18 protein-coding genes and 2 tRNA genes are annotated in these 15,981 nt (G+C 45.3%); 18 read left to right on the top strand and 2 right to left on the bottom strand.

Features of this window, described 5'->3' with window-relative positions; translation table 11 throughout:
* Window positions 1-71 precede the first annotated feature (71 nt).
* Both MAHAU_RS11790 and MAHAU_RS11785 read left to right on the top strand, forming a co-directional pair.
* A tRNA-Ser gene (locus MAHAU_RS11790) sits at window positions 72-160 on the top strand.
* An 11-nt stretch (window positions 161-171) separates the two neighbouring features.
* Window positions 172-264: transfer RNA gene (locus MAHAU_RS11785), tRNA-Ser, on the top strand.
* Window positions 265-423: 159 nt separating this feature from the next.
* Here the strand turns inward: MAHAU_RS11785 and MAHAU_RS11780 are convergent.
* Window positions 424-684 (bottom strand): hypothetical protein, encoded by a 261-nt coding sequence (locus MAHAU_RS11780; RefSeq protein WP_041644122.1) that lies wholly within the window; start codon window positions 682-684, stop codon window positions 424-426.
* A gap of 87 nt (window positions 685-771) precedes the next feature.
* Here MAHAU_RS11780 and MAHAU_RS11775 point away from each other — a divergent pair, with 87 nt between their 5' ends.
* The 5 genes from MAHAU_RS11775 (at window position 772) to MAHAU_RS11755 (ending at window position 4,973) form a co-directional block, all read left to right on the top strand.
* Window positions 772-957 (top strand): spore coat protein, encoded by a 186-nt coding sequence (locus tag MAHAU_RS11775; protein ID WP_013781953.1) that lies wholly within the window; start codon window positions 772-774, stop codon window positions 955-957.
* A 15-nt stretch (window positions 958-972) separates the two neighbouring features.
* The gene (locus MAHAU_RS11770; protein WP_013781952.1) at window positions 973-1,257 is read left to right on the top strand and encodes a spore coat protein; all 285 of its coding nucleotides are present in this window, start codon (window positions 973-975) and stop codon (window positions 1,255-1,257) included.
* Between the two features lie 114 nt (window positions 1,258-1,371).
* Complete coding sequence (gene rd / locus MAHAU_RS11765) at window positions 1,372-1,530, top strand: rubredoxin (protein WP_013781951.1); 159 nt, start codon at window positions 1,372-1,374, stop codon at window positions 1,528-1,530.
* Window positions 1,531-1,858: 328 nt separating this feature from the next.
* Entirely contained in the window at window positions 1,859-2,344 is a 486-nt protein-coding gene (locus MAHAU_RS11760; RefSeq protein WP_013781950.1) for an Hsp20/alpha crystallin family protein, read from the top strand.
* Window positions 2,345-2,405: 61 nt separating this feature from the next.
* Window positions 2,406-4,973: an ATP-dependent Clp protease ATP-binding subunit gene (locus MAHAU_RS11755; protein ID WP_013781949.1), complete on the top strand. Its 2,568-nt coding sequence runs from the start codon at window positions 2,406-2,408 to the stop codon at window positions 4,971-4,973.
* A gap of 32 nt (window positions 4,974-5,005) precedes the next feature.
* On the opposite strand, the gene MAHAU_RS11750 is transcribed toward MAHAU_RS11755, so the two are convergent.
* Entirely contained in the window at window positions 5,006-6,760 is a 1,755-nt protein-coding gene (locus tag MAHAU_RS11750) for a phosphoenolpyruvate carboxykinase (GTP) (protein ID WP_013781948.1), read from the bottom strand.
* 357 nt (window positions 6,761-7,117) lie between these two features.
* Between MAHAU_RS11750 and MAHAU_RS11745 the strand changes: the two genes are divergently transcribed.
* The 11 genes from MAHAU_RS11745 to MAHAU_RS11695 all read left to right on the top strand — a co-directional run bounded on the left by MAHAU_RS11745 (window position 7,118) and on the right by MAHAU_RS11695 (window position 15,928).
* On the top strand, window positions 7,118-7,714 hold the full coding sequence (locus tag MAHAU_RS11745) for a hypothetical protein (RefSeq protein WP_013781947.1): 597 nt from the start codon (window positions 7,118-7,120) through the stop codon (window positions 7,712-7,714).
* Between the two features lie 12 nt (window positions 7,715-7,726).
* Window positions 7,727-9,952 carry an SF1B family DNA helicase RecD2 gene (gene recD2 / locus MAHAU_RS11740; protein WP_013781946.1) on the top strand — a complete coding sequence of 742 codons (2,226 nt, stop codon included), beginning with the start codon at window positions 7,727-7,729 and terminating at the stop codon, window positions 9,950-9,952.
* Window positions 9,910-10,680: a ComFC family protein gene (locus MAHAU_RS11735; protein ID WP_148258424.1), complete on the top strand. Its 771-nt coding sequence runs from the start codon at window positions 9,910-9,912 to the stop codon at window positions 10,678-10,680. Before recD2 ends, MAHAU_RS11735 begins: the two co-directional genes overlap by 43 nt.
* A gap of 14 nt (window positions 10,681-10,694) precedes the next feature.
* Window positions 10,695-11,102 (top strand): TIGR03826 family flagellar region protein, encoded by a 408-nt coding sequence (locus MAHAU_RS11730; RefSeq protein WP_013781944.1) that lies wholly within the window; start codon window positions 10,695-10,697, stop codon window positions 11,100-11,102.
* Between the two features lie 61 nt (window positions 11,103-11,163).
* Entirely contained in the window at window positions 11,164-11,457 is a 294-nt protein-coding gene (gene flgM, locus MAHAU_RS11725) for a flagellar biosynthesis anti-sigma factor FlgM (RefSeq protein ID WP_013781943.1), read from the top strand.
* Window positions 11,458-11,473: 16 nt separating this feature from the next.
* The gene (locus MAHAU_RS11720; RefSeq protein WP_013781942.1) at window positions 11,474-11,965 is read left to right on the top strand and encodes a flagellar protein FlgN; all 492 of its coding nucleotides are present in this window, start codon (window positions 11,474-11,476) and stop codon (window positions 11,963-11,965) included.
* 10 nt (window positions 11,966-11,975) lie between these two features.
* Window positions 11,976-13,463, top strand: a complete 1,488-nt coding sequence (gene flgK / locus MAHAU_RS11715) for a flagellar hook-associated protein FlgK (protein WP_013781941.1) — start codon at window positions 11,976-11,978, stop codon at window positions 13,461-13,463.
* A 13-nt stretch (window positions 13,464-13,476) separates the two neighbouring features.
* Window positions 13,477-14,346 (top strand): flagellar hook-associated protein FlgL, encoded by an 870-nt coding sequence (flgL, locus tag MAHAU_RS11710; protein WP_013781940.1) that lies wholly within the window; start codon window positions 13,477-13,479, stop codon window positions 14,344-14,346.
* Between the two features lie 12 nt (window positions 14,347-14,358).
* Window positions 14,359-14,808 (top strand): flagellar assembly protein FliW, encoded by a 450-nt coding sequence (gene fliW / locus MAHAU_RS11705; protein ID WP_013781939.1) that lies wholly within the window; start codon window positions 14,359-14,361, stop codon window positions 14,806-14,808.
* Window positions 14,809-15,036, top strand: a complete 228-nt coding sequence (gene csrA / locus MAHAU_RS11700) for a carbon storage regulator CsrA (RefSeq protein ID WP_013781938.1) — start codon at window positions 14,809-14,811, stop codon at window positions 15,034-15,036.
* 151 nt (window positions 15,037-15,187) lie between these two features.
* Entirely contained in the window at window positions 15,188-15,928 is a 741-nt protein-coding gene (locus MAHAU_RS11695) for an NAD-dependent protein deacylase (protein ID WP_013781937.1), read from the top strand.
* The last annotated feature ends 53 nt before the right edge of the window (window positions 15,929-15,981 follow it).

Raw genomic sequence — 15,981 nt, 5'->3', positions numbered from 1 at the left:
AGAAAATTGGTATTGACTAATGCCGGCATGTTTGCTATACTGATAAAGCAGTAGACAATTGGGAATGCGGTGGAGAGATGTCCGAGTGGTTTATGGAGCTGGTCTTGAAAACCAGTGATACCGAAAGGTACCGGGGGTTCGAATCCCTCTCTCTCCGCCATATCGAATCATGGAGAAGTACCCAAGTTTGGTCGAAGGGGCGCCCCTGCTAAGGGCGTAGGTCGGGAAACTGGCGCGAGGGTTCGAATCCCTCCTTCTCCGCCAAAAACAAACGTCAACTTTGATGCAATGTTGATGAACCGAAAAATCCAGTGTTTACTGGATTTTTGCATTTCAAGGGGAAAATCCAGTTGCTTATCGAGGCGGCTTTTTTGTTGTTTCATATTGAAATTTAGGCTCAATGCTGAATTTTGTGAAGCCTAGCTAATTCCACAAAGTACCTTGGACGATAGCTGATAAAAAGGTCATAAACTCATTTGCCTGCTCAAATGCATTAAAACCGTTTTTGCTCCTATAAACGCCTTTAAAAGCCCTGTTAAAGCCTTCTATAATCTGCTTAAGCGATAGATATTCCTTAGCTACATCATCCTTATTAGCTAAACCTATGTCCTGTTTAACATTGAAATGGGTACCATGTTGAGCAAAGAGCTGCCGAGCCAGGATGCATATAGGATTGCAATCCAAAAATATCCTGTAATAATCCCTTCCATATCGATGCATAATACATTTTGGTAACACACCGATTATATAATCGAAAAGGAGGTTATAAATATGCCCAATTTAACATCTAAAGAGCTGATGCAGTTGGAAGATCAATTAAACGGCGAGGCGCTGCTGGTGACCAAATTTAAAAATTATGCTAACCAATGTACCGATCCGGAATTAAAGTCGGTATTACAGCAGATAGCACAGAAACATCAAAACCATTATGCTACTTTAATGAGACATTTACAATAAAGGAGGAATGCAACAATGCCACAGAATCAGATGGGTTTCGACGATAGGATTATAGCCGATGATTGTTTGACATCTCAGAAAACCGCAACCAGCAATTACAATATCGCTTGTACCGAGGCGGCCTCTGAGGATTTGCGCAACGATTTGAAGAGCATACTCAACGATGAATTGCAGAATCAAGCCATGATATGGAATGTGATGAATCGCAAGGGTTGGTATCCGGTAAAGCAAGCCAATCAACAGGATATATCCGCTGCTCAGCAAAAATTCCGCAACATGCAAAATCAAATACAGCAATAAAGACGACGGATACCGGTTGAATATAATCGGTATCCGTCGTCTTTATTGCTGTACTTGGAAAAACAAAGACCATGTGTTAAAATAAAAGAATAGAGTTAAAGGGGGTGTACATACATGCAGAAATGGGTTTGTACTATATGCGGCCATATCTATGATCCGGCTGAGGGAGATCCTGAGCGCGGTTTTGCGCCGGGTACGTCGTTCGAAGACCTGCCCGAAACATGGACATGTCCTGAATGTGGTGCCGCTAAATCCGATTTTGAGCCGCTATAAGAATAATAAGGTGGGATATATGATTAAGTGACATATATCCCACCTTATTTTTATGAATAAAGTGTCTATTCAGATATCCCAAGGGCTCAGTAAAGCACCTCAACGGTTACTGAATAAAAGCGATTTATTGAGAAAAGATGTGAAAAAATTAGATATATAAATATAATTTAAGCTAATCGCTTTATATGCTTTATTTCCCTTTGTAATTAGCTATAATCGATGTTGCAATACAATAATATTTGAGTATTATTATAACTGTAGTTAGCACTCACTGGTTGAGAGTGCTAACAAAAAATAATATAATAAAAATGAAAAGGAGGTTGGTATTATGGCAAATATAATAAGACGTGATCCATTCTATGAGATGGATAGACAAATAAATGCTTTAAGGCGCAATATGGATAGGATTTTCAACGATCTTTTGGGTGGTGTTGGAGACCTTATACCGTATAGCAGCGAAGCCGATGTATTCGGCGATATTCGCGTGGATGTCCTGGAACGCGATAACGACGTACTTATTAAGGCCGATGTTCCGGGGATAAATGAAAAGGACATCGATATAGAAGTAACGGATAATGACGTTACAATAAGCGGTAAATATGAGGAAGAGACCAAGGACGAAGGCAAGGGCTATATAGTACATGAACGCCGTAGCGGTGCTTTTAGCCGTACTATCCCTATGAACGTCGATATAGTACCTGATAAAGCTCAAGCTAAGTTTAACAACGGCGTGCTCGAGATCACTATACCTAAGGCCGAAGGTTCTAAGCGCAAATCTATAAAGCTTAAAATAGATAAAGGCGAGAATAAATAGTATACAATCATGAGCTCTGGAAATACTCCAGAGCTCGATTAATAAATAGGAGGTGTGCTATATGTTATGCGAGATATGCCATGAGAGGCCTGCGACAATCCATAGAACGCGTATAGTAAACGGAGTCAGCGAATCCATACACATTTGCGAGCAGTGCGCATCGAGGACTTCTATAAACAAACCGTCTTTTGGCTGGCGGAGTGACCTGGATTGGATAAGGGATTTTCTTCCGAGTTTTACGTTCTATCAAGACAAGGATCCGCTGCTTTCTTTTACAGAAGATGCTACGGCTGTGCTGCAACAGGCTTATGAAGAGGCCAGGCAGCTTGGGCATAATTACTTGGGTACAGAACATTTGTTGCTGGCGTTGTTATCGCCCGATGCCGGTATAGACGAATTCGTCGATCTTGATAAAAATACCGTTAGAAACGAGATAGAGCGTTTGGCCGGCAAAGGGTCTAAAGATGCCGGCAAAAATATAGAGATGACGCCCCATGCTAAGATGGCTCTGGAGGAGGCTTTGCGGGCAGCGCGTGAGATGGGCGATGAATTGGTCGAACCGGTGCATTTACTGCTTGGCATAATAAGAGAAGGAGAAGGTTTAGGCGCCAGGCTGCTCAGGGATCACAATGTCACGGTCGAGAGCCTTATGCAGAAGATAGGAGGGAGCAAACCTTCCTCAAAGAGCGTTAAAAACAACAAATATCCTACTTTGCTCGAATTTGGACGTGATCTCACCCAGGAAGCACAGGAGGGCAAGCTGGACCCCGTCATAGGGCGCGAGGATGAGATAAAGCGCGTTATACGCATATTGTGCAGAAGGACTAAAAACAATCCCGTATTGATAGGCGACCCTGGCGTAGGTAAAACGGCAATAGTAGAAGGGCTTGCCCAGCGCATAGTTATGGGCGATGTACCGGAAAATCTCATTAATAAACGCGTGATCGCCCTGGACTTAGGCGGTATGATAGCTGGTACAAAGTATCGCGGCGAATTTGAGGAAAGGCTAAAGAAGGTTATGGATGAGATAAAGCAAGCCAGCGATGAAGTCATATTGTTTATAGATGAATTGCATACGATATTGGGTGCCGGCGCGGCTGAAGGCGCCATGGATGCCGCCAATATGCTGAAACCGGCTTTAGCCAGGGGAGAGCTCCACTGCATAGGCGCCACCACAGTGGAAGAATACCGCAAATATATAGAAAAGGATGCGGCTTTGGAGAGGCGTTTCCAGCCGGTGTTGATAGGTGAGCCCACAGTGGAGCAAACCATAGAGATACTTCGAGGCTTAAAAGATAAATACGAAGCCCATCACAGGGTGACGATATCCGACGATGCCCTAGTTGCAGCGGCCACGCTGTCGCATCGCTACATCACCGACAGGTATCTGCCGGATAAAGCCATTGATTTGCTGGATGAGGCAGCGTCAGCGGTACATGTGGACTCTCTTTCTGAATCCGACAGCACTAAGACGCTGGAGATTGAATTGGAGCGCGTGCGCAAGCTAAAAGAAGCTGCGGTAAAAAACGAGGAGTATGAGAAGGCGGCCCAGTATAGGCAGCAGGAAGAAGACTTGAAGCGCAAGTTTGAGGAGGCGCAAAAGCAGAGGCATTCTAAAAAAGATGAGAATCATACACCGACGGTCACCGCAGATGATGTGGCGGCTATAGTGGCTGCTTGGACCGGCATACCGGCCAATCAGCTTGTGGAGGAAGAAGCGCAAAAACTGTTGCGCATGGAAGGTGAGCTGCATAAACGCGTCGTTGGCCAGGATGAGGCAGTGAAAGCGGTTTCGGAGGCAGTAAGGCGTGCGCGGACAGGTTTGAAGGATCCAAACAGGCCCATAGGCTCGTTTATATTCCTTGGCCCTACAGGGGTAGGAAAAACCGAGCTGGCCAGGGCGCTGGCGGAATTCCTGTTTGGCGACGAAGATGCCATGATACGCATAGATATGTCGGAATATATGGAAAAGCATACGGTGTCGCGCTTAATAGGGGCTCCGCCCGGATATGTGGGTCATGAAGAAGGCGGCCAATTGACCGAGGCGGTAAGGCGCAAACCGTACTCGGTTGTCTTGTTCGACGAAATAGAAAAGGCTCATCCCGACGTATTCAATATATTGCTTCAGATACTGGATGATGGGCGTTTGACAGACAGCCACGGTAAAACCGTCGACTTCAAGAATACCGTTATAATAATGACTTCTAATATAGGAGCAAGATACTTCCAGGCCGGATATGGCAAGGAAGAATTGGAGAAACTCATACATGAAGAGCTCCAAAGGAATTTCCGGCCAGAATTCCTCAACAGGATAGACGAAATTATAATATTCCATGGCTTGGAAAAAGAACATATGAGAGCCATTGTGGACTTGATGTTAGAAAAGGTACGTCAACAATTGCGGGGTCAGGGCATGGAGCTTGAGGTGACCGATAAAGCCAAAGATTATATCGCCCAGGAAGGTTATGATCCACAATTTGGTGCTCGCCCGCTCAGACGGTTTATACGCAGGCAGCTTGAGAATGAAATTTCCAATATGATATTAAAAGGCGATTTTAAAGACGGCGATAAGATATTAGTAGATCTAGATGAGGATAATAAGCTGGTGTTTACCGCGCAGAAGGCATAAAATAAAGCCCGGCATTGCCGGGCTTTATTTTATCAAAAACCGAAACGCTTTTTCAAAGCTTCATTTTGTCTGCGTATTTCTTGAGGCAGCCTGTCGCCGAATTTCTCCAGGAACTCGCTTTGGCTATTGACCTCATCGGCCCATACGTCTTTATCTATATTGAGCAGTTCCTTCATAACATCCTGTGAGATATCCAGGCCTTCTAAATCTATTGCGCCTTCTTCAGGTACATAGCCTATAGGTGTTTCAATGGCTTTACCTTGGCCTTTGCAACGGTCTATTATCCATAGCAATGCTCTCAGATTCTCGCCGAATCCGGGCCATATGAAATTGCCTTCGCTATCGGTCCTGAACCAGTTGACGTTGAATATCTTAGGTGGATTGGGTATGCGTTTCCCCATCTCCAGCCAATAGGCGAAATAATCGGCCATATTGTAACCGCAGAACGGGAGCATGGCCATTGGGTCGCGGCGCACGACGCCTACTTGCCCTATGGCGGCTGCTGTGGTCTCGGAAGCCATAGTAGCTCCGACATATACGCCGTGATTCCAGTCAAACGATTGATATACCAGCGGCGCTACCCTGGCACGACGTCCACCGAATATTATGGCCGTCAGTGGCACGCCTTGGGGATTCTCCCACTCAGGCGATATCGACGGGCACTGGCTGGCTGGTGCGGTGAAACGAGAATTCGGATGAGCGCCCTTCTCGCCACTTTCCGGTGTCCACGGATTACCTTTCCAATCTATGCCGCTCTTTGGCGGTTCGCCCATACCTTCCCACCATACGGTGCCTTCAGGCGTGAGCACGACATTGGTGAATATGGTATTCTTCTTTACGGTTTCCATGGCGTTGGGATTGCTCTTATAATTGGTACCGGGGGCTACGCCGAAGAAACCGGCTTCGGGATTGACAGCCCATAGCCTGCCGTCGGGGCCTACGCGGAGCCACGCTATATCGTCGCCCACCGTCCATACTTTATAGCCTTTTTTCTTAAATACTTCGGGCGGTACCAGCATGGCCAGATTGGTTTTGCCGCAGGCGCTGGGAAATGCGCCGGCTATATAATCGACATGGCCTTCCGGATCCTCTATACCTACTATCATCATGTGCTCGGCCATCCAACCCTGTTGGCGGCCCATGAAGCTGGCTATCCTCAGTGCAAAGCATTTTTTGCTTAGAAGCACATTGCCGCCGTAACCAGAGTTAATGCTCCATATTGTATTATCCTCGGGAAAATGGCAGATATATCTTTCATTCGGATCCAGCGTACCTTTAGAATGTAAACCCTTTACGAATTCAGATGAATCACCCAATTGATCCATGGCTACCTTGCCCATGCGCGTCATTATACGCATATTTAATACCACGTATATACTATCGGTTAACTCTACGCCGACCTTGCTGAAAGGTGAGCCGACGGGACCCATGATGTAAGGTATGACGTACATGGTACGGCCTTTCATGGAACCATCGAATAGTTTGCTTAATTTCTCATAAGTGGCTGCTGGGTCCATCCAATTATTGGTGGGGCCTGCGTCGTCTTTATTCCTGGTGCATATGAACGTGCGATCCTCTACACGAGCCACGTCGCTTACATCGGTTCTATGTAGGTAACAGCCCGGCAATTTCTCCTGATTTAATTCAATCAATTCTCCTGTTGCCAAAGCCTGTTCAGTCAGACGCTCTTTTTCTTCTTCCGAGCCATCTACCCATACTATATTATCCGGCTTGGTTAATTTGGCCATCTCATCTACCCATTGTGCTACAGCTTTGTTGTTATACATGCTTTTCTCCTTCCTTAAAGAACATATATGCTTTTATTATTATAATCCTACAAATCTAATTATATCAAAAAAGTCTTGTAATTGAAAGTACTTTTTTAAAATTATGCATACAGCATATGTTAAAAATTAGACAATGCCGATTTTATCCGTAAAACTAATATCGATGTGTATAAATATGCAACATTTGAATTACACAGTTTCGCTTAGGGCTATTTGGCGAATAAATAGCAACATAAGATTGATGTATGATATAATAAACACAAAGATATGGAAAACTACTGTTGACACGAACGTGTGTTTGCATTATAATTGTCTCAGGTTGATGGAAAAAATACCGGAAGGGGTGCCGAGCTTATTATGATAGACATGGAAACGTTATTGGACAGAGGTATAGCGGCTGTAGTTCCGAAATACCAGCAGGGCAGCGGCAATGTGGTGGAAATTATAACATCCGATGGCTTGGCAGCATCATATCCGCATACAGTACAGTGGGCGTTAAGGCATATAGCACAATATTATGGCATAGACCTTGAGTCTATAAAGGCCCATTATGCAAAAATGCTCAATATTAAGCATAATCTGCCCGTACCGTTGGCTGTAGATGCTATATTTATGCCGGTCAAAGTGCGCAAGCCTGTTGTAGATGGTGACACTGCCTCAGGTTTCGTCAATATACTTCAGATAAATGATATATGCCAGGATGATGAGGGCGTATATATAAAGTTTCGTTCGGGTCAACGGCTCCGAGTGTTGCAATCGGTGAATACGGTGCGCAACCATCTCAGGGATGCTACAGTGGTGCGTCAGGATTTTTTGCGTTGCTATATAGAACGGCGGGAAAAATCGTCAATATTTCATGAGATGGAGGAACAATATAATATGCCGGCTACAAAGGGCGATATAGCCGTTATAGCGGACAGACTTATGACGCTTATGAACCGATTGGGCCAATGAGGTGAGTGCGATATGCAGGAGATAGAATGCCGCGCGGAAAATATAGTATATACCAATGAAGCCAATGGTTTTACGGTATTGGAAGCCCGCTGGGGTAAAAAGATAATGACAGCGGTGGGCTATATGCCGTATGTGGCTGTGGGAGAACAACTTCTATTACGTGGACAGTGGGTGCTGCATCCGGATTATGGACAGCAGTTTAAGGTGGAATCGTACGAATCCTATAAGCCTACCGATTTGAAAGGTATAGAACGTTATTTGGCATCGGGTATGATAGCAGGGATAGGGCCTTCTACCGCTAAAAAGCTGGTACAGCATTTCGGCGAAAAAACGTTGGATGTAATGCAGTGCGATCCCGATCGTTTAACCGAAATAGAAGGGATAGGCAAAAGCAAGGCTGAGAAGATAGCGGCATCTTTTGCCAAGCAGGCCGAATTAAGGCAGGTTATGGTATTCTTACAATCACATGGCATAACACCTTCGTATGCGGTAAAGATCTATAATCAATACGGTACGGAGACGCAGCGCGTTCTGTCCGAAAATCCATATAGGATGGCCGAGGATATATACGGTATAGGATTTAAGACAGCCGATCGCATGGCGCAAAGCCTCGGCATAGACCGCATGTCGCCATACAGGGTAGCGTGCGGCACGAAATACGTTCTGTCTCAGGCATCCAACGAGGGGCATACCTTTTTACCGCGTTCGCTGCTTATAGAGAAAGCTGTTGCTCTGCTGGAAGTGGATAATGATATGGTATCATCGGCATTGACGGCTTTGGCTATAAGCCGTGACATATTTTTCGAGCCTGATCAAGAAGATACTAGGGTATACCTTGCACCATTTTATTATGCCGAGACCGGTGTGGCGGCCAAGCTCTACAGCTTGGCTAGCGGGGTAGATGTATGTGATGCGGCCGGTCTGGAAGAACGCCTAAAAGCCATACAAAAGGAACAGGGTATAATATTGGCTGAGCAGCAGCGCAAAGCCGTTATCACAGCACTGACCGAAGGTATAGTGGTGATAACAGGCGGACCAGGCACAGGCAAGACCACGGCTATAAACTGTATCATACGCCTTATGATGGAACAGGGGTTAAAAGTCGTGCTTACCGCTCCTACTGGCAGAGCAGCTAAACGTATGACTCAGGCTACCGGTTACGATGCCATGACCATTCACAGGTTATTGGAATATACATTTTCCGAAGACGAGGGTGACAGCTTTCAACGGAACGAAAAAAAGCCATTGGAATGCGATGCTGTCATAGTCGATGAGGTATCTATGGTAGATATAATACTTATGCATAATCTTCTCAAGGCTATGCGATCCGGGATGCGCCTGGTGCTGGTTGGGGATGCCGATCAACTGCCTTCGGTGGGGCCGGGCAATGTGCTCAGAGATATTATAGGAAGCGATATAATACCAGTTGTCAAATTGGAACAGGTCTTTAGGCAGGCCAGCCACAGCATGATAGTGACCAATGCACATAGGATCAATCATGGTCAGATGCCGTATATAAATGTTAAAGATGGTGATTTTTTCATGGAGGTTAAAGAAGGGCAGAATCAGATAATGCAAACTGTCATTCAGTTATGCACGCAGCGGTTGCCATCTTATTATGGTTATGATCCATTAAAAGATATACAGGTACTATCGCCGATGAAAAAGGGAGTAGCAGGCGTATGGAATCTAAACGCTCAACTTCAGCAGCGACTTAATCCACCAGCACCTCATAAACCTGAGAGATCGGTTGGCGAAATAATATTTCGGTTAGGCGATAGAGTGATGCAGATAAAGAACGATTATAATGTTCTTTGGCAGAAACGCGAAGGAGGAGAAGAAGGCCAGGGAGTATTCAACGGCGATGTCGGCTACATAGCTCATATAAACGATGAGGAACAATGCCTTACGGTGTTGTTCGACGATGATAAAGAGGTTGTTTATGATTTCGGTCAATTGGACGAGCTGCAATTGGCCTATGCCATATCGGTGCACAAAAGCCAGGGTAGTGAATTTCCGGTGGTGGTGATGCCCATAGTCAGCGGACCCCCTATGCTTATGGCTAGAAATCTCCTTTACACCGCGGTGACCAGGGCTAAAGAGCTGGTGGTTTTAGTAGGTAGGTCAGAGCATTTGCGGAGCATGATAAATAACGATTTTGTAGTACAGCGCTATTCAGGTCTTAAAGAGAGATTGTGCGCTGTGAAAGCAGCTGTGGCAGCGGCGGAGCGATTATGAACTGGCGGACGCTGATAGAAGATGTATGTGATATAATATATCCTCCAGCTAATACGTGTATATTTTGCAATCAACAGGGCGAGCTGATAGTGCCGTACAGCATGTGTGAGCATTGTTGGGACACGCTGCCCTTTACAAAGCCACCGCTATGCGATATCTGTGGCAAACCGATAGATAGCGATAAGCTGCGTATATGCCACGATTGCGCCGAATACAGCCGATCGTTTGTAAAAGCCGGTGCAGTTTTGGAGTATATGCCTTCAGTTCATGAAACAATATACCGATATAAATACAAAGGTCATAGTGAATTGGCTAAACCGTTAGGCTTGCTTATGGCCCATGTCGTGAGCCGGGTAGCCTGGCCGGATATGGATGTATTGGTTCCGGTGCCGCTCTATTACGAGAGGCTTAGGCAGCGCGGATATAATCAGTCAGCATTGCTGGCGCGGTACATGGGCTATGAGCTCAATCTCCCTGTATTGGACAAAGCATTGTACCGTTGCCGGGATACCAAGGCTCAGGCTACACTGGGTAGAGCTGAACGCCGTGCCAATATAGCTGGGGCCTTTGACGTAAAAGATGCGAAAGATATAAAAGGCAAGACGATTATGCTTATAGACGACATATTGACGACAGGGGCTACCGCTGATGCCTGTGCACAAGCGCTATTAGTCGGCGGAGCAAATGCTGTTTATGTTTTTACACTAGCCACAGGCGTTTTAAAATAGGAGGGAAAGAGTTTATGGAACTGCGCAATTGCAGCCGATGCGGCAGACTATTTGCATCCAACGGCGGAGAGCTTTGTCCTGCTTGTTTGGAAGAACTGGACGAACAGTATAAGGTTGTAAGAGAATACGTGTATACGCACCCTAAGGCTACTATACCAGAGGTTTCCGATGCTACAGGAGTGGAGGAAAAAATTATATTTGAATTTTTAAGAGAAGGCCGATTAGAGCTTAAGGAGCCGGGACTGGGTTTGGAATGCGAGCGATGTGGCAAACCGATAACCACGGGCAGATTCTGTGCCAGTTGCTTAAGAGAGTTAGAACGAGGCTTAACTGATGGCCTGACGCCCAAAGTTGTTGCAAAAAAGACCAAGTCCGAGGACAAACTGTTTATAGCAGATAGGATAAATAAACGCAAAGAGTAAATAAAAAATTATCTTATGCCGATATAAATAGTAAAGATAATCGTACAAAGAGGTGTTTAACATGCGTATAGAACCTGGCAATAACGCTCAGCGCATATGGCAGGTATATAAAAATCAGAAAATGTTGCTTGCTAAGGGGAAAGGTGTTCCCGATACAGCTAAGGACGGTATGACGCTATCCGATGAGGCGCGCCTGTTTAAAGATATTGCAATTGCTGCTAAAGCAGCGCCGGATATACGCCAGGATAAAGTGGAAAGCATAAAAAACGCTATAAACAGCGGTTTATATAATATCGATGCAGGTAAGATAGCCGAAGGCATAATAAGCGAGATCGGTTTTGACCAAAAAGCGTAGATAGGATGGTATAAAAATGGATATAAAGCAGCTGATATCTATACTGCAAGGTGAGACTGAGGTCTATGATCAAATGCTCGAGTTATGCCGCGAAGAAACCAAGGTGCTTGTAGCGGGGAATGTGGCGCGCTTGGACGAGATAGTGAAAACACAAACCAACCTGATAAAACAGGTGGGCATTTACGAGATGCAGCGCGTTGAATGCGTGAGCCGCATAGCCGACGAATTGCATTTGGAGGCCGATAAAATAACTGTTTCGACTTTGACGGAAAAATTGGATGAACATGAGGCCTCGGCGCTTAAGTTGATAGAGAAGCATTTGAGCGCCGTATTGGTCGAATTTAAAGATCTCAATGAGATGAACAGCCAGCTTATAAAGAATTCCATAGATTTTATAGATTACACGTTAGGCTTGTTGCTGGATGCTGCCGAGGAAATCAATTATGATGCCGGGGGCAAAACGCATAAGGTGCAAATAAATCCGGCTATGCTGGATCAGAAGGTGTGAGGTAGAGTATATGTCATCTACATTTTATGGTTTGCAGATAGGCAAAAGCGCTATAAATTTACAACAGCAGGCGCTCAATGTGACCGCCCATAACATAGCTAATGCCGGCACGCCGGGCTATACACGCCAGCAGGTTATATCCGAGGCCATAGTGCCGCCGAGCACTTTGGGCATGGGCTATATATACGGCCGATGGCAGGTAGGCGGGGGTGCTGATATACAAGAGATAAGGCAATTGCGAGACGGCTATCTAGATGCACAGTTCAGAAGTGAGAGCCAGCTTTTGGGTCAATGGGAGGTGCGTAGGGATATGCTTCAGCATTTGGAAGGTATATTCAATGAACCTTCCGAAACCGGCATAACCACTGTCGTCGAACAGTTCTTCAGCAGTTTGGAGGAACTGAGTAAAAATCCCGAAAGCATGAGCGTGAGGGCGCTGGTGCGCGAGCGCGGTATAACGCTGGCCGATACCATACGGCATGTATATAATCAATTGGAGGGTTTGCAAAGTCAGGCTGATCAAGGCGTGGCCATTACCGTGCAGGATATAAACTCCCATATAGAGCAGATAAGAGACTTAAATGAACAGATATTCAAATATGAACTGGGTGGTACCAAGGCCAATGATTTGCGTGATAGACGCAATCTCCTGGTGGATGAGTTGTCCAAGATGATAGATATAACAGTAAATGAGGACATAGACGGCCATTTTAGTGTTAAAATGGGGGATAAGGAACTGGTAAATCATTTTGATATGCATGAGTTGGAGATAGAGCCGCGCGCTGTGGGCGAAAAGCTGAACGAGGCCGATGTAGACGGGCTGCTTAAGATCATGTGGGATGGAGCGGATATAACCGCTGATATAACCGGAGGACAGCTTAGGGGCTATATAGACATACGCGATGGTATAGGCCCGGCGGCGGTAGGTGACCAAAACGAAACTGTTGGCGTGCCATACTACATGGCCAAGTGGAATGAATGGGCTAAAGCCTTTGTTACAGAATTTAACGAACAGCATAAAGCAGGATATGGGTTAAACGACGCTACTGACAAACTGTTTTTTGAACCGGCCGATGCCGCTGGATGGACGGCCAAGGATATGAAAGTTTCATCGGATATAGACGACCTCAATAATATAGCTGCGTCAGCAACAAGCGGTGAACCTGGCAATAATGGCAATGCTCTCGCACTTTTGCAGATAAGGGATAAAGCCATTGCCTTTACGGGACAAAGTGGTTCGTTTGAGGATTATATAAATTCGCTTATCTCGACGCTAGGTGTGGATAGCCAGCAGGCCATACGCATGGTGGATAACGAGCAGGCGCTTATCGGTCAGATAGAGGGCAAGCGCCAGTCCATATCTGGTGTTTTGCTGGATGAAGAGTTGATGAATATGGTCAAGTTCCAGCAATCGTATAACGCGGCGGCGCGGGTTATAACCGCCATGGACGAGATGCTGGATGTACTGGTGAACCGTGTTGGGATAGTAGGAAGGTAAGGAGGATGGTGACATGCGCATAACCAATTCTATGATGATAAGTAACATGCTGAGGGATATGAGCGCCAATTTGAACAGGCTGGACAAATACCAGAGTCAATTGGCTACCGGACGCAAAATACGCGTGCCATCAGATGATCCGGTAGGGGCCTCGCGCAGCCTGCGAGCGCGTACCGATCTTGCGCGCAATCATCAGTATGCCAAAAATGTGGACGATGTTATATCGTGGCTGGATATGACCGAATCATCGCTGGCCGAATTGAACAGCGTCTTGCAGAGGGCAAGAGAGATTACGGTACAGGGGGCCAATGGAACGCTGGCCGATGAGGACAGGCAAAAGGTAGCTCAAGAGCTTGAGCAACTCAAACAGCACGTTTTGCAGGTGGGTAATAATAAATATGCCGACAGGTATATATTTGCCGGTACCAAGACCACTGCGGAGCCGTTCGCGAGCGACGGTACGTATAGTGGCAACGACGGAGCGATAGAATACGGTATTGGGCCTGCTAATAACATAAAGGTAAATATAACAGGAAACGATGTGGATATAACCGGTATATACAATTTGCTTAACACTGTGCAACAGGGCCTTGAAGGAGATGATTCTGTCAACCTCTCGGCGCAGTTAGGCGAACTGGAAAAGAAGCTTGATAATGTTCTGGAGCAAAGGGCTGCGGTTGGAGCTAGAGCTAATAGGGCTGAGCTAGTAAAGAACCGTTTGGCCGATGATGATATAACGTTCAATCAGCTCTTAGCTAATGTAGAGGATGTTGATATAGCATCTGTATCCATAAAGATCAGCGAAGCGCGATCTGTCTACGAAGCATCGCTGTTGTCGGCCTCGCGCATTATACAGCCGTCATTGGCGGACTTTTTGAGATGAGGAAGTACATCTATGGTATTAAATACTAAGCATTTCGGTGATATAGAGGTAGAAGAAAGCGGCATTATAATATTTGAGGAAGGATTGCCCGGTTTTGAACAGGCCCGAAAGTTTGTGCTGCTCTACGATGGACAGCCTGATAGCCCGTTTTGTTGGCTGCAATCCGTGGATCAACCGGATCTGGCGTTTGCGATGATCAATCCCGAGGCCATTATGCCCGATTATACGGTGGAAATAGACGATGACATTGTTGAGCGATTGGGCATAGAAAGCCCGGCTGATGTTATATATTATGCTATAGTGGTGGTACCGGAGGACATCGCTGAGATGACGGCTAATATGAAAGCCCCGGTAATCATAAATGTGCGCGAGAAAAAAGGCATGCAGGTTGTTATGGATAATAGCGACTATGATATAAGGTATAACGTTTTTTCAGATAAAAGAAAGGCGCTTAAATTATAAATGCTGGTATTAACGCGAAAGGTAGAACAATCCATAAAAATAGGCGACGATATAGAGATAACCGTATTGGGTATAGATGAAGATAAGGTGAGTATCGGTATCATTGCGCCCAAAAGCATGCCTATATACCGCAAGGAGATATATTTGCAGATACAGGAGGCCAATATACAAGCGGCAAAGAGCGACCCGCAAAAGCTGAAAACGTGGTTGGAAACGAAACATAATTAAGTATAACTTGGCCAGAGAAAAACATATGGGGAACGGGGTTGTTGCCATAATATTGGGAACGACCCCGTTCCTTTATTATGAATCGCATTTCTATCACAATCATACTTGCTTTGCAAACTATTGGTAGTATAATAGGTGTTGTGAGGTGATAATGTTGGATAAATTACAGCAATTAGCAGCAATAATAAAAACATCTAATAATATCGTTGCATTTACAGGGGCGGGAGTATCGACCGAAAGCAATATACCCGATTTTCGTTCGCCTAATGGTTTATATAATAGCCGAAAGTACGATTATCCGCCTGAAACCATAATCAGCCGGAGCTTTTTTATGGAACATCCAGATATTTTCTTTGACTTTTATAAAAATCAGATGGTCTATAAAGAAGCTCAGCCTAATGACTGTCACAAAGCGCTGGCTAGATTGGAGCAACTCGGTAAATTGAAAGCCGTTATAACACAGAATATAGACGGCCTCCATCAAAAGGCTGGTTCTAGGATTGTGCTGGAGCTGCATGGAACCATTCACAGCAATCACTGCATGAACTGTGGCAAGTTTTTCGATTTGGATTATGTGCTCAATATGCCTGGAGTACCGTTGTGCGATAAATGCGGCGGCATAGTTAAACCTGATGTAGTATTGTATGAGGAGCCGCTGGATTCGAATACATTGGCGGAAGCTGTGAGATATATATCCGAGGCGGATGTGATGTTGGTGATGGGCACCAGCCTTGTGGTATATCCTGCAGCAGGATTGATAGATTATTATTCGGGCGATAAATTGGTGCTTATAAATAAAACGTCCACATCTTATGATTTTAAGGCCAATATTGTTATACACGACAGCGTAGGGGAAACCATGCGCAGCATTATGCAAATGGTTGATATTTAAATAGAATTTTTTCTAGTTATACTGTATAATAATGATAGCTTAAATTATTTTAC

Origin of the sequence: Mahella australiensis 50-1 BON (assembly GCF_000213255.1) — a bacterium.
GTDB classification, from domain to species: domain Bacteria; phylum Bacillota; class Clostridia; order Mahellales; family Mahellaceae; genus Mahella; species Mahella australiensis.
This window is presented reverse-complemented; position numbering and strand designations above follow the sequence as displayed.

What these genes read in the sequence shown, in the direction of transcription:
- MAHAU_RS11775 (WP_013781953.1), top strand. Translation starts at nt 772, where the DNA reads ATGCCCAATTTAACATCTAAAGAGCTGATGCAGTTGGAAGATCAATTA.
- MAHAU_RS11770 (WP_013781952.1), top strand. Translation starts at nt 973, where the DNA reads ATGCCACAGAATCAGATGGGTTTCGACGATAGGATTATAGCCGATGAT.
- rd (WP_013781951.1), top strand. Translation starts at nt 1,372, where the DNA reads ATGCAGAAATGGGTTTGTACTATATGCGGCCATATCTATGATCCGGCT.
- MAHAU_RS11760 (WP_013781950.1), top strand. Translation starts at nt 1,859, where the DNA reads ATGGCAAATATAATAAGACGTGATCCATTCTATGAGATGGATAGACAA.
- MAHAU_RS11755 (WP_013781949.1), top strand. Translation starts at nt 2,406, where the DNA reads ATGTTATGCGAGATATGCCATGAGAGGCCTGCGACAATCCATAGAACG.
- MAHAU_RS11750 (WP_013781948.1), bottom strand. Translation starts at nt 6,760, where the DNA reads ATGTATAACAACAAAGCTGTAGCACAATGGGTAGATGAGATGGCCAAA.
- MAHAU_RS11745 (WP_013781947.1), top strand. Translation starts at nt 7,118, where the DNA reads ATGATAGACATGGAAACGTTATTGGACAGAGGTATAGCGGCTGTAGTT.
- recD2 (WP_013781946.1), top strand. Translation starts at nt 7,727, where the DNA reads ATGCAGGAGATAGAATGCCGCGCGGAAAATATAGTATATACCAATGAA.
- MAHAU_RS11730 (WP_013781944.1), top strand. Translation starts at nt 10,695, where the DNA reads ATGGAACTGCGCAATTGCAGCCGATGCGGCAGACTATTTGCATCCAAC.
- flgM (WP_013781943.1), top strand. Translation starts at nt 11,164, where the DNA reads ATGCGTATAGAACCTGGCAATAACGCTCAGCGCATATGGCAGGTATAT.
- MAHAU_RS11720 (WP_013781942.1), top strand. Translation starts at nt 11,474, where the DNA reads ATGGATATAAAGCAGCTGATATCTATACTGCAAGGTGAGACTGAGGTC.
- flgK (WP_013781941.1), top strand. Translation starts at nt 11,976, where the DNA reads ATGTCATCTACATTTTATGGTTTGCAGATAGGCAAAAGCGCTATAAAT.
- flgL (WP_013781940.1), top strand. Translation starts at nt 13,477, where the DNA reads ATGCGCATAACCAATTCTATGATGATAAGTAACATGCTGAGGGATATG.
- fliW (WP_013781939.1), top strand. Translation starts at nt 14,359, where the DNA reads ATGGTATTAAATACTAAGCATTTCGGTGATATAGAGGTAGAAGAAAGC.
- csrA (WP_013781938.1), top strand. Translation starts at nt 14,809, where the DNA reads ATGCTGGTATTAACGCGAAAGGTAGAACAATCCATAAAAATAGGCGAC.
- MAHAU_RS11695 (WP_013781937.1), top strand. Translation starts at nt 15,188, where the DNA reads ATGTTGGATAAATTACAGCAATTAGCAGCAATAATAAAAACATCTAAT.